We start from the raw sequence: 12641 nt of genomic DNA, 5'->3' as shown, positions 1-12641 counted from the left end.
CACGCCGGGAGGCCGGCGCGCTCAGGGAGCGGTGGACACCACCACGGTCTTCGCCGCCTTGTCGTGGATGCACTGACGGTACGGCTTGTCGAACGTTCCGAACACCCCGTCGATGACCCACCACAGCGCGGCGCAGCAGACCACCGCCGGGACGATGAACACCGCCGACCGGGTCCACGCGGCCGACGGCGTGGGGGTGCTGCCGTCCAGCAGCATCGCGACCCGGACCTTCATCACCTTCTTGCCGAGCGTCTGGCCGTCGCGGCTGAGCATCAACCCGTCGTAGACCAGCCACAGCAGGCAGGCCAGCCAGAAGGCGGAGGCCGAGCCGGACCGGTCGCTGAGGCTCACGAACGGCAGCACCAGGATGATCCCCACGATCTGGACCATCACGAAGTCCATCAGCCGGGCGAGGATGCGGTTCGGCCAGTTGCCGAGCGCCGGCATCCCGGGGACGGGCCCCCCGCTCGGCGCGCCCTGGCCGTACGGTCCCTGGCCGTACGGTCCCTGGCCGCCGGGGCCCTGGGCGTAGGGGTTCTGAGCGGGCGGCGGCCGGTCGTGCGGGGAACCGCCGTACGTGCCGCCGTACGCGCCGGGGCCGGGCTGTTCGTACGGGCTGCCGTTGGCGGGCGGGGGCGGCGTGCCGTACGGGTCCGACGGCGCACCTTCCGGCGTGCCGCCCGGCTGCGGGGGCTTCTTGTCGAAGGAGGGCTTGTCACCCTCCTCCGGCTCGGGGCCTGAAGGGTCGTAGGTGCTCATGCCCCGAGTAGAGCATCGCCCATACTACGAATTGGGGATATTAGGGATGTTTTGCCCACTCGTTGCGCCGTTCAGCCGCGCACCACCCTGGTCCGCGCGGCCCGGTCGTGCCAGCCACGCCGGTGCGGGCGGTCGAACAGCGGCCAGCAGAGGCCGATCACCAGCAGGGTGGCCAGCTGCCTGACGAACCATCTGGCACTGGAGCGGGCCAGGGTCGGAGGCCCGACGAGTGCCGGACGGACGGCCGCGCCCGGGCGGCCGGTACGGGCGGCGCGGGCCCGGCCACGGGGCGCGCGGGCCTCGACGTCCGGCGCCGCGACGACCCGGATGCCGACCAAACGCTTGCCGAAGGTCTGCCCCGTCCTGGCGGTCGGGAGCACCTCGTAGAGGAACCCGACGAGCAGCAGGATGCCCAGCAGCACACCGGCCTTGCCCAGCACCACACCGTCGAGCAGCCAGACCTGCGTCTGGTGGCCGACCAACCGACTGGCCATCCGGGCCCGGTCGAGCTTCTCCTGGACGTGGGCGACGGCCGAGCCGACCAGCGGCAGCCCGGCGGCGAACGCGACGATGGCGATCACGCCGGTGTCGACGATCCCGGCCGCCAGGCGGCGGACGAGGCCGGCCGGTGGGCGCGCCGTCCGGGCGCCCGGACGGCGCGAGGCGGACTGGGCCGACTGGCCTGACCGGGCGGGGCGGTTGCCGGTGGGCCCGGTCCGCGCCTTGGCGGGGTCGCGGGGGGCGGCGGCCGCGGTGCGGCTGCCCGTGCCCGTGCCCGTGCCGGCGCTCATGCTCGTACCGGTACCCGTGGCCGTACTCGCACCGGCGCCCCCGCCCGTGGCGGCGCGGGGACGGGGCGGGGCGGGCGCGGGGGTCGCGGCAGCGGCCGGGGGCCCGGCGGCGTCGGCGAACGGCAGGCCGGTGAAGGTGGAGGGTGCCTCGACGGCGGCTGCGGCATCCCCGGCGGCCGGTGCGTCGGCGTGGCCGGGCAGCGTCCCCCAGGACACCCATCGTGGCGCGGTGCCGGTCTCCAACAGTCCGCGCTGTGCCCGCGGGTCGGCCTGCCACCCGGAGCCGGCGGACGGGTGATCGAGGTCCGCCGCGGGCGGCTCGGACGCCAGGCGCGGCTCCGGCTCCGGCTCCGGTGTCGGCGCCTGAACCTCCCGCGTCGGCGCCTGCACCGAGCCCGACCCGGAAACCTCCCGCGCCAGGGCCGGCCCCGGCGCCGTTGCCCGTACCGGCGCGGGTACCGGCGCCTGTGCCGGCGCCTGAGCGGGCGCAGCGGGCGCGACGGGCGCGGCGGCGGGCCGCAGCTCCGGTGCGGGCTGGGTGAACGGGTACCCGCCCCACTGCGCCGCCGCCGGCTGCGCAGTCGACGCCAGGGGCGCCACCGGCGCCCCGGAAGCCGGCGGACCCGCGGAAGCCGGCGGCAGCGAAGCCATCGGAACGGACGTACGGGGAACCGGCCCGCCGCCGGGCCCCGCCGGAGGCCGGGGCGCGGCACCCATCGGCTGCGGGGCAGGCACCGGCCCCAGCCCTGCCCCCGGAACCCCGCCTGCCGCCTCCTGCGCCGTCCCGACCACATCGGCCCGCCGCCGGAGTTCGAGTTCCGCCTGCGGGGCCATGCTGAAGGACGCCCCGGCCGAGGTCTCGTCGAAGTAGACGGGCCCGGTCTCGCCCGGGCCGACCACCACGGATCCCGCCGCGGCCGACCTCTCGGTCTCCGGCGCCGCAGCCGTCGGCGGGGGCACGTACCGGGCACTCATCGGCTGGCTCCGGCGCGCCACGAACCGAGGCGCCTCCAGCACCTCGCCCTCCGCCGGGGCGGGTCGGCTGGTGCCCGGCACCCAGGCGGTGCCACCCCAGTAGCGCACGAAGCCGGGGATGGAGGGGTCCGGGTAGTAGCCCGGCACCGGGCCGATGGCCGTGTCCGCACCTCCGGCGTCGGGCCGGTCCGTCATGGGCTTCTCATTTCCTGGCTGGGCCGATGCGCCGCGGCGAGGAGCGGCTGCGCCGGACGGCGGCCCGCTCGCGCCACTCGCGGGCGGACAGTCGCCGGGCAGTCACAAAGGGTAGTGCCTCGGTGGCTCACAGGGTGGAAGTTGGGCAATACCGGGACAGCAGGCCATCCGTCCGGGTTCGCTCGACCGGGAGGCGCGCGTCTCCCGGACGACGTGGCCCCTCTCGATGAACGAGCACACTCCGGCCAGGCTCAAGCCCGATCCACCCACACCCACCCTGAAGTGCCCGGATTCGCCGTGAACCACCCTGAACCGCTATCAACCGCCACGCACTGCCGTGCACCCGCATGAACCGCCTGATCCACGGAGCACCCGGGCCGGGCGCGCGTGCCTGCACGCACGCCGCCCACGGAATCCTCACCACTCCCCGCCGGAATTCCACAAAAAACATCTGTAAGACCGGGAGGCGCCCGCCCTCTCAAAGGTGGAAGGGCCCGACAGTGGGCACGAACCGAGGCAGAGAGGAACCGATCATGGAGCGCCCGACGAGCGTGGTCGAGCACGAGCTGGAGCTGAGCCTGGTGCTCTCACCGGAGCGCAGCGTCCCCGTCCCGGCGCGGCTGTCCTACGGCAGCCACGACCCGTACGCGGTGCACATCACCTTCCACCTCGACTCCGGCACGCCGGTGACCTGGGTGTTCGGGCGCGAGCTGCTGGTGGAGGGCACCTTCAGGCCGTGCGGGCAGGGGGATGTGCGGATCTGGCCGACGCGGTCCGGGCGGCGCAGCGTGCTGTGCCTGGCGCTGAGCTCGCCGGCCGGGGACGCCCTGCTGGAGGCGCCGCTGCCGGCGGTTGCCGCGTGGCTGGAGCGGGCGCACCGCCTGGTGCCGCCGGGCAGCGAGCTGGCGGCACTGGACCTCGACGGGTCGCTCGCCGAGCTGCTGGCATGAGCCGCCGCGGCGGGACCGGCAGCGAGAACCGCCCCCGCACCGGCACCCGCGGTGGCAACAGCGGCAGCAGCAGCCGCCACGGCAGCCCCCGAGCGGCGGGCGGGCCTGCGGGCGAGGTCAGCGGGCCGCGGGGGCCTGCTGACGCTCGCGCGCGGGGCCGGGGCGCTCGGTGTCGTCGGCCGGACGCTGGCCGGGCAGCGGCACCAGCGGGGCGCCGGCCGCCAGCCGGCGGGCGCGCGTCCGTAGGGCGGCCACCAGCAGGAAGCAGATCCCGACCAGCGGGTACACGGCGGCCGGGACCTGGGCCGGCGGGCTGAGGTGGAGGTCGAGGTCGCCCTTGTGGGGGACCAGCCACATCGAGAAGGAGAAGAAGGCGATCAGCGTCGCGCCGAAGATCGGCCGCCAGCGGAGCCGGCGGACGGCCACCGGGCGCGAGCGCTCGTGCGCGGCCTCGGCGGCCAGCAGTACGACGACGGGCACGCACCACACCCAGTGGTGGGTCCAGCTGATCGGCGAGATCAGCACCGCGGTGACCGCGGCGCAGCACACGCCCCAGGCCTCGGCCCGGGGTGTCCAGCGGGCGCTGCGGTGGGTCCAGGCGGCGACGGCGAGTCCGGCGACGGCGACCAGCGCGCCCGCGATCGTGGCGAGCGTGCCGGGGTCGGCGCTGTGCAGTACGCGGGCGACGGCACCGCGGACCGACTGGTTGTCGACGATCTCGGTCTTGCCGACCCGGGAGGAGTCGTAGAGGTACTTGGTCCAGAAGCCCCAGGTGGCGTCGGGCAGGACGGCGGCGCCCAGCAGGAAGGTACCGAGGAAGGTCGCGCCCGCCACGAAGGCGGCCCGGACCCGCCCGGTGATCAGCAGATAGACGGCGAACAGGCCCGGGGTGAGCTTGATGCCCGCCGCGATGCCGATGGCGATGCCCTTGCTGAGCCGGGCGTCGGAGCGGGTGAGGTCCCAGAGGATCAGGCAGGCCAGCGCGAGGTTGATCTGGCCGTACCGGAGTGTGGTGAAGACGGGTTCCAGCCAGACCCCGCCGCCGGCGACCAGGATCACGCCGAGCGGGCGCAGGTCACGGCGCGGCCAGCCGACCAGCTTGAACGAGAGATGGGCGAGCAGGCCGAGCAGCGCGACGTTGCCGAGGGTGATCGCCACCCGCAGGAAGCCGATCGCGAACCAGGTGGTCGGCACGAAGAGCATCGCCGCGAACGGGGGGTAGGTGGCGGGCAGGTTCCACTCGGTGACCCGCAGGCCGTACAGGTCCGTGCCGTTCGCCACCGCCGCGCCCTCGGCCCGGTACACGATCATGTCGACCATCGAGGTGCCGACGAAGTGCCGCACGACGGCGTACGTGAGCAGGGACAGCAACGCCACCGCGCTGACGGTCAGCAGTGGCCGCCGTGGTGCCTCGCGCAGCGCCCGGACGGGCGCTGACAGGCCCGCCGCCAGCCGGGCGGACGCGGGGGCGCGCAGGTGGGCGGGGGGCGGCCCCGGCACGGCCTGCGCCGTCCCGCGCTCGTCTTGCACCGCTGTCACTGTTAGCTCCGTCCACCGTTCGACCAACTAACGACCATACCCGATCGCCGGCGGCCGGCCGGGGTGGCGAACAGCACGCCGACGGGCGCCCTCCCGGGCGGGCGGACGAGCGGATCAGCTCAGCTCAGCCGTCCAAGCGTGGTGGCTACGTCCGTGGTGGCTACGTCCGTGGTGGCTACGTCCGTGGTGGCTACGTCCGTGGAGGAAGCGTCGACGGTGGGTGGCAGCGTCCAGCACGGGGAGCCGGCGGGCGGCGGCGGGACGACCCGCCAACGGGAGCGGTCCTCGTCCGCCCGCCAGTACGGGACCCGGTCCTCGTAGTAGATGCCGTAGGCCCAGTACTCGGGCGACTCGTGGCAGACGAGGTCGGGGTACGGGTCGAAGCCCAGCCCGCCCCAGCGGTCGTTGATCTGTGCGAGGGCCTCCGCCCGGGAGATGGCGAAGCGTTCCACCATCTCCCGGGCGATGTCGTCCAGGAACTCCGTCATCCCGGAGTCGAGGCGCATCAGGAAGCCGCTCACCGGCATGCTCCGCGCCGCCGCCGAGCACCGGGCCCGGCGACGGCGGCCACAGCTGTTCCCGCGGCCGCGGCGGTTCCCGCGAGGCGGACCGGCACCGTCACGCGGGCGCCGACTGCGCCGTCAGCTCGGTCGCCGCGTTCTGGAAGGCGTTGAGCTGCGTCGCAAGATCGCGGTCCGCATCGTCCGCGCGCTGGAGGATCATCTGGATCTCGGCGCTCGTGTCCTCGGCCCGGGCCCGGTTCTGGTCATCCATCCGCTTGCTCGCCTCGGGGTCGTCGCCGAGCCTACCCGGAGCCGGAGGCGTCCAGGTGACGCTGCCGTCGTCGCCGACGATCAGCCCCTTGGACTTGGCCTCCTCAAGGGTGTTGAGCAGGTCCCGCTGGGCAGTCCTGATCCGGTAGGCGCCGTTGCGCAGCGCGTCAGCCATCGGGGCGAGGTCGGTGATGGCATTCGCCAGCCGTTCGTCGGTGTGGTCGATCGACTTGTTGGCGGCCACGGAGGCCTCGCCGGTCCAGCTGGACGTCCGGATGGGTTCGGCGGTGCCGGCCCTCCAGTCCTGCTGGCGGTTGAGGAGCGCGTCGTCGAGCTGCCGGTACGCGTCGGCCGCGGTCTCGAGGGTGTCGGGCTTGGCGTCGCGCAGGGTGGGGATGTCCATGACCATGGCTCAGAGCCCCGCTGCCTTGGGGCCCTCGCCCCGGATGATGCGGTCCATACGCTCTCGGTCCTCCTTGGTCGGCGGTTCGAACTGGTGCTCGACGAGCGGCAGGTCGTCGCCCTTGATCGGGTGATGCGCCTCGTCCATACCGTTATCGAAGAAGCCGTTGTCGAAGAACGGGTCCGGGTTCGGCGCCGGGTGGCGGGGCACCGGGCCCGTGATGAAGGGCCTGTTGGAGCCCCCTTCGGGGTCGACCCAATGGATCGGGTTGACCTCGCCGATCGGGTAGGTGATGTTCGGCGGCTCGAACGGGTTGACGTTCTTGGACGGCGGCGCCGGGAACGGCCGCTCCGCCGGGTAGGGACCGATCCAGACGTTCTCGGGGCCGTTCGGCTTCCCGATCGCCGGTGGGCGCTGGCCCGGGGTCGGCCGGGTGGATCCCTGGTCGCCGCCCACACCGATGGTGTGCCCGAGCAGGTCGGTGAGCATGCTGGAGCCCGGGTCCGTGGCGGACTGCACGGTGGTGCTCGGGCCGACCGGCGCACCGCCACCGGCCGCACCACCGGCACCGGCCGCACGGACGCTGGCGATGCTGGTCGACCCACCGCCACCACTGAGTGCCGTCGCCGGGGCGCTCATCGACTGGAGCGCCTTGTCATCGCCACCGCGGTAGGTCTCCGCGGTCTTGATGAGGTTCTCCCCGCACTTGTCCATCTCCGTGGTGATGGAGTCCAGTGCGGCCTTCCAGGCGTCCGTGCAGGCGTTCAGTGTCGCTGCGGACTGGAAGCCCTTGAGTCCGGCCTCGGCCTGGTCGCTGGGACCGAGGACGCCCTTGCTCGCCTCCGGGATCTGCGGGGCCGTCTTCTGTGCGCTGCGCCCGGCCGCGTCCAGCACGGCCGGGTCCACGGCGAACTGACCACCGCCGCCCTGATTGTCATTCATATCTGTCCACTCCCCGTGTCTGCCCACCGCGGCGGGCGGTCCCCCGCCGCGCGTACGGGCCGGCCGCCCGCACGCGCTGCGTCCCACAAAATAGCTCAGCCGTCCGAGCATACGCACCCGCCCGAACGCACCCCCGAGATGCCGTTGACCCCTCATCAGAGCTCACCGATCTCTCCTCACCTTCACGCCCGGGACGCCCACTACAGTTCCGTAGCGAGGGCGATCTGCCCACAGATATCGGAAGGATCCACACCATGCCCGACACGGGGGGCAGCGACGGCTTCCAGGTCCGTCCACAGGAACTCCAGGGGGCGGGCAAGACCGCGCAGGAGACCGCCGGCCAGATTCCCTGACCGACTCCCACGACAACTACTTCGGCAAGGAGGGGAAGGGCGGCGACTCGCTCGCGAACGTCGGCAAGATCGTCGCCGGCCACCCGGACCAGATCACCCGCCAGGAGGGCCGATGAGCTCTCGCATCGTGAGAGCCAGGTGGTGGATTGCCGCAGCGGCGTCGCTGGCGCTCGCTCTCGGCAGCTTCCTCGCCTCGGGATCCGACAAGCCGACCATCCCGACCGATCGGGCCAAACAGCAGATCGACGCCGAATTCGCCGCCGTCTCCCAGCTCTTCGACCCGACGATCGAGTGGACCGACCTGCAGTACGCCGTCCATCCGGTCCTCTCGGGGTTCTGCGGCACACAGGGTTGTGAGCGGACCGGCAGGGCTGAACTGGCGGCCAAGCACTGGGCGAAGACCCCGATCGCGGACACCAGACAGGCTGACCTTCGGGAGAAGGTCTCATCCCTGTGGCGTGGACGCGGATACGTGGTCCGGAACGAGGCTCGACTTCTGGAGGTCAAGACCGCGGAGCACTATCTGGACTTCATGATCGACCAGGCGGGATGAATTGAGGTCAACGTGTCGCTCTTCAACGTGACCGATCCGACCGCTCAGGATGAAGGGCACACATTCGACCTCGGGCCCGATGCCGACGGCAGCAAGCACTGCGGCACCGTCGACGATCCGTACTGGTCGCACTGAGCCCGCGCAGCCGGCCGCGGCGCCCGGGAGGGGGCCGCGGCCGGCGGTTGGCGGGGGGCGTCAGCCCGTGTAGGCGCCCAGGGCGCGGGTGAAGTCCAGCGGTTGCTGGACGATGCTGCTGCACGTCGCGTCCGCGTTGGTCTTGGCGCCGCCCTCGCAGGCCTTGTCGCGGGTGCCGGACCACATCGCGAGCCAGGCCAGATGCTTGGTCCTGGCGAAGTCGGCGAGCTGCTTGGCGTCGGCGACGGTGAAGACCTCGGAGGCGACGTCGTTGACGCCGATCATCGGGGTGACCGCGACCCGGGCCCAGGCCGCGCCGTCGTCCAGGCCCAGCACGCTCTTGACCTGCGCCTGGGTGGCGGTCGCGGCGGCGATGGCGTACTTGCCCATCTGGCCCTGCGGGTTGGGCGCGACACCGTCGCCGAAGTCCATCGCCATGATGTTGACGGGCCCGATCGACACCCCGTTCTTCTTGGCGTCCGCGACCAGATCGACCCCCTCCTGGGTCAGGCCGGAGGGGAGCGCGGGCAGGGTGAAGGAGACGTCCAGGGTGCGGCCCTTGGCGGCGGCGTTCTTCTGCAGCTGCGCGATGGCCTGCGCCCGGCGGGTGTTGGCCGCCGCGTCGGCGATGGCGCCGCCCTCGACGTCGAAGTCCAGCCTGGTCAGGCCGTAGGCGTCGACGGTCTTCTGGTACGCGGCGGTCAGGTCGGCCGCCGAGGAGCAGGCGAGGGCGAGTTCGCTGCCGTTGGCGCCGCCGAAGGACACCCGGACGTCCCCGCCGATCGCGCGCAGCGCGCCGATCTGGGCGGCGACCGCGTCGCTCGGCAGGTCGCTCACACCGCCCCACTTGGGGGTGCAGCCTCCGCCTGAGACGACGAAGGCGAGGTTGAAGGTCGTCACGCCGGTGGCCTTGGCGGTGGCGACCAGGTCGTACGGCGGGTAGAGCGAGGTGTCCACGTAGGGGGCGAACCCGGCGCCCCCCGGCGCCGGGTCGGGGGTTTTCGTGGGGCTCGGGGTGGGGGTGGCGGTGGGGGTGGCCGTCCGGCTCTGCGAGGCGGTCGGGCTGGGCACCGCGGTGGTCGGCTTGGCGCTGGTCGGCCTGGCGGTGGTCGGGGAGGCGGTGGGGGTGACCGGGACGGAGGGCGAGGACGTCGCGGTCGGACGCCCGGACGGGGTCGGGGCGGGGCCGCCACCCGGCTTGCAGGAGACGTTGTTGATCAGGCATCCGCCCGGCTCGGCCTGGGCGGCGCCGGAGCCCTGGACGACGAAGCCGACCACCAGGCTCTGGCCCGGGTCGATGTGCCTGCTCCAGGACTCGGGCCGGATGGTGACATGCCCGCCGGAGACGCTGAAGGTGGCGTTCCAGAGCGAGTCGATCTTCGCGCCGGCCGGGAGGTCGAAGGCCAGCGTCCAGTCCTCGATGGCCTTCTGGTCCGGGTTGGTCACCAGGTACTGGCCGGTGTAGCCGCTGTCCCAGGCGCTGGTGCGGCTGTAGACCGCGCCGAGCGAGGCCGCGCTCGCGGAGGACGCGAAGGTGACCACACCGCCCGCGACGATCGCGGCGGCGACCGCCGAGGCGCCGATGACCGCACCCTTGCGGCTGCGCCGGCGGCTTCCTGTACGGCGGCTGGGCTGGCTCGTCATGATGGGCGTACCTCCGCGAAGTGACCGTGGGGATCGGGCCGGTGGCGTACTCGCCGAGCCGGGCGACGCCGACGGTATCCGTCCGCGGAGCCCCGGAAGCGCCTGCTCAGGGAGGGGTACACCTCTCTTAAACCGGACTTAAGGAAGATCCTCGAAATCCCGCCGCGCGGACGGGCCCACGGCCGAAGCAGAGGGCCAGCGCAACCGCCGGGCCGCGCAGGGCAACGCGACGCGGCGCAGCCCCGCGCCTCAGCGCTGGAAGAGGGAGTTGCGGGCCCTGCGACGGCTGGTGCGGGCCGGGGCGCCGTCGGGGCGGGTCTGCAGACGCAGCCGGATCTCGGCGCCGCCGAGTACGGCGGAGCGGCCGAGCGCGAGGTCGCCGCCGGTGGCCTCGGCGAGCTTGCGGACGATGTCCAGCCCGAGGCCGGTGGAGCCGTCCCCGCCCTGGCCCTGCCCGCGTTCCAGTGCGGCGGCGGGGTCCGCGAAACCCGGGCCGGCGTCGCCGACCAGGACGATGACGGAGCTGGCGGTGGCGAGGACGTCCACCGAGAACGCGGTGCCGATCGCGGTGTGCCGGAAGACGTTGCCGAGCAGGGCGTCGACCGCGGCGGCCAGGTCGCCGCGCTGGACGGGCACCAGGGCGAGGCGTTCGGCGCCGGCCAGCTGCCAACGGCGGCCTTCGTCCTCGGCGAGTGCGGACCAGAAGCCCACGCGCTCGCGGATCACCTCGGCGGCGTCGCAGCCCACGGTGACGGCCTGCGGGTCGTCGGGGGCCCGGCCCCGGGCCGAGCGGATGATCTGGTCGACCTCCCGTTCCAGCTGGGAGACGGCGTGCCGGGTGGCGTCGGCGGCGTCGCCCTCACCGAGCGAGGCGGCGTTGAGTCGCAGCACGGTCAGCGGGGTGCGTAGCCGGTGCGACAGGTCGGCGGCCAACTCCCGTTCGGCGGCGAGCAGATGGACGACCCGGTCGGCCATGGCGTTGAACGCCTGGGCGGCCTCGCGCAGCTCCTCGGGGCTGCCCGCGGCCTGCTTCCCCTCGACCGGTACCCGGACGGCGAGGTTGCCCGCGCCGAGTGAGCGGGCGGCGGCGGCGAGCCGGCGGGCGGAGGTGACGATGCGGGCGCCCATCCGGTCGGCGACCAGCACCGAGATGGCGACCAGGGCGAGGGCGACCAGCGAGAGCACCAGCCAGGCGGTGGTCACACCCCGGGTCAGGTCCTCGTCGGCGACGTACACCTCCACCACGGCCACCCGGGAGGTGTCCACGGCGACGGGCTGGAGCAGGGCGTAGCCGCCGGGTACGTGGACGGTGAAGGAGCGGCCCTGCCCGGCGGCGGTGGCGATATCGGCGGCGGCGGCCCGGACCTCGCCGATGCTGGGACCGGCGGGCTCGGCGGCGCCCACGCCTGGGGCGGCGTCAGCGGCGGGGGTCGCGACCGGGGACGGCGCGGTGCCCGCGGACGGGGTCGCGGCGGGGGACGGCGCGGTGCCCGCGGACGGGGTTGCCGCGCCGGACGGAGCGGCGACGCCCGTGGACGGCGCCGCGCCACCGTCCACGGCGGCACCGGTGGACGCGGCGGCACCAGCCGCCCCGGCGGCCCCGCCGGACACGGCAACGGACGGAGCGCCGCCCGCAGGTGGCGGCAGATGGACGGCCATCCGCCCCTGCGCACCCGCGTCCGTGCTGGCCACCGCGCGGTGGAGCGCGCTCTGGTCGGTGGTGATGGCGAGCGCGGGCCCCAGCGCCGCGGCCTGCCGCTCGGCGGCGGTGAAGGCGCGGTCGCGGGCGGTCTGCTGGACCATCAGGCCGAGCGGGATGAGGAAGGCGAGGGCGACCATCGTGGTGCCGGCGATGGCCGCCTTGATCAGCGCCCAGCGCAGCGAGCGCCCGAACCGCCTCATGGGCGGTGCTCCCCCGGGCCGGGCCCGGGCGCCTGGCCGGTGGGCTCCAGCCGGACCCCCACACCGCGCACGGTGTGCAGGTAGCGCGGGTTGGAGGCGGTCTCGCCGAGCTTGCGGCGCAGCCAGGACAGGTGGACGTCGATGGTCTGGTCGCCACCGTACGTCTGGCGCCAGACCTCGGCGAGGAGTTCCTTGCGCGGGACGACCACGCCGGGTCGCGCGGCCAGGAAGGCGAGCAGGTCGAACTCACGACGGGTCAGGTCCAGCGTCCGCCCGTCCAGGACGGCCTCGCGCCGCTGGAGGTCGATGGCCAGGCCGCCGACCCGCAGCACCTTGGCGGCGGGCGCGGAGCCGCCGCCGAGGCGGCGCAGCACCGCGGTCATCCGGGCGGTGAGGTGTTCCCCCGAGAAGGGTTTGACCAGGTAGTCGTCGGCGCCGTCGTTGAGCAGCCGGACGATCTCCGCCTCGTCGTCCCTGGCGGTACAGATGATCACGGGGACGTTGGTCAGGCCGCGGATCATCTTGAGCGCCTCGCTGCCGTCGAGGTCGGGCAGGCCGAGGTCCAGGATCACCAGGTCGCAGCCGACCTGGGCGACTTCGCGCAGCGCCTCCAGGGCCGTGCCGACGCTGCGCACCGCGTGTCCGGAGCCGGACAGATGCCGGATGAGGGCGGAGCGTACGAAGGGGTCGTCCTCGACCACGAGCACTGTTGCCATGGCCCTGCACG

12 protein-coding genes are annotated in these 12641 nt (G+C 73.7%); 3 read left to right on the top strand and 9 right to left on the bottom strand.

Annotated features, from left to right (window positions below; all coding sequences use genetic code 11):
• Positions 1 to 21: 21 nt before the first annotated feature.
• Positions 22 to 759 (bottom strand): RDD family protein, encoded by a 738-nt coding sequence (locus tag ACIBH3_RS16175; RefSeq protein WP_396312599.1) that lies wholly within the window; start codon positions 757 to 759, stop codon positions 22 to 24.
• Positions 760 to 830: 71 nt separating this feature from the next.
• Positions 831 to 2720 carry an RDD family protein gene (locus ACIBH3_RS16170; RefSeq protein ID WP_396312598.1) on the bottom strand — a complete coding sequence of 630 codons (1890 nt, stop codon included), beginning with the start codon at positions 2718 to 2720 and terminating at the stop codon, positions 831 to 833.
• 533 nt (positions 2721 to 3253) lie between these two features.
• Between ACIBH3_RS16170 and ACIBH3_RS16165 the strand changes: the two genes are divergently transcribed.
• Positions 3254 to 3670, top strand: a complete 417-nt coding sequence (locus tag ACIBH3_RS16165; RefSeq protein ID WP_396312597.1) for an SsgA family sporulation/cell division regulator — start codon at positions 3254 to 3256, stop codon at positions 3668 to 3670.
• A gap of 117 nt (positions 3671 to 3787) precedes the next feature.
• Here the strand turns inward: ACIBH3_RS16165 and ACIBH3_RS16160 are convergent, their stop codons facing one another.
• From ACIBH3_RS16160 to ACIBH3_RS16145, 4 genes are all read right to left on the bottom strand, one after another.
• Positions 3788 to 5209 (bottom strand): glycosyltransferase 87 family protein, encoded by a 1422-nt coding sequence (locus ACIBH3_RS16160; protein ID WP_396312596.1) that lies wholly within the window; start codon positions 5207 to 5209, stop codon positions 3788 to 3790.
• A 119-nt stretch (positions 5210 to 5328) separates the two neighbouring features.
• Entirely contained in the window at positions 5329 to 5730 is a 402-nt protein-coding gene (locus tag ACIBH3_RS16155) for a hypothetical protein (RefSeq protein WP_396312595.1), read from the bottom strand.
• 97 nt (positions 5731 to 5827) lie between these two features.
• The gene (locus ACIBH3_RS16150; protein WP_396312594.1) at positions 5828 to 6385 is read right to left on the bottom strand and encodes a hypothetical protein; all 558 of its coding nucleotides are present in this window, start codon (positions 6383 to 6385) and stop codon (positions 5828 to 5830) included.
• A 9-nt stretch (positions 6386 to 6394) separates the two neighbouring features.
• Positions 6395 to 7327, bottom strand: a complete 933-nt coding sequence (locus ACIBH3_RS16145) for a type VII secretion target (protein WP_396312593.1) — start codon at positions 7325 to 7327, stop codon at positions 6395 to 6397.
• 465 nt (positions 7328 to 7792) lie between these two features.
• Here ACIBH3_RS16145 and ACIBH3_RS16140 point away from each other — a divergent pair, with 465 nt between their 5' ends.
• Both ACIBH3_RS16140 and ACIBH3_RS16135 read left to right on the top strand, forming a co-directional pair.
• Positions 7793 to 8233, top strand: a complete 441-nt coding sequence (locus tag ACIBH3_RS16140) for a hypothetical protein (RefSeq protein WP_396312592.1) — start codon at positions 7793 to 7795, stop codon at positions 8231 to 8233.
• 12 nt (positions 8234 to 8245) lie between these two features.
• A complete protein-coding gene (locus tag ACIBH3_RS16135) occupies positions 8246 to 8368 on the top strand; it encodes a hypothetical protein (RefSeq protein ID WP_396312591.1) in 123 nt (40 codons plus the stop codon).
• Between the two features lie 60 nt (positions 8369 to 8428).
• Here ACIBH3_RS16135 and ACIBH3_RS16130 read toward each other — a convergent pair whose 3' ends face one another.
• The 3 genes from ACIBH3_RS16130 to ACIBH3_RS16120 all read right to left on the bottom strand — a co-directional run bounded on the left by ACIBH3_RS16130 (position 8429) and on the right by ACIBH3_RS16120 (position 12630).
• Positions 8429 to 10012 (bottom strand): cellulose binding domain-containing protein, encoded by a 1584-nt coding sequence (locus ACIBH3_RS16130; protein ID WP_396312590.1) that lies wholly within the window; start codon positions 10010 to 10012, stop codon positions 8429 to 8431.
• Between the two features lie 249 nt (positions 10013 to 10261).
• A complete protein-coding gene (locus ACIBH3_RS16125) occupies positions 10262 to 11851 on the bottom strand; it encodes an ATP-binding protein (protein ID WP_396312721.1) in 1590 nt (529 codons plus the stop codon).
• A 59-nt stretch (positions 11852 to 11910) separates the two neighbouring features.
• Entirely contained in the window at positions 11911 to 12630 is a 720-nt protein-coding gene (locus ACIBH3_RS16120; protein ID WP_396312589.1) for a response regulator transcription factor, read from the bottom strand.
• Between the last annotated feature and the right edge of the window lie 11 nt (positions 12631 to 12641).

Origin of the sequence: Kitasatospora sp. NPDC050543 (genome assembly GCF_044457565.1) — a bacterium.
GTDB lineage: Bacteria > Actinomycetota > Actinomycetes > Streptomycetales > Streptomycetaceae > Kitasatospora.
The sequence above is the reverse complement of the archived record's forward strand: the minus strand, read 5'-3'. Positions and strand labels throughout refer to the sequence as shown.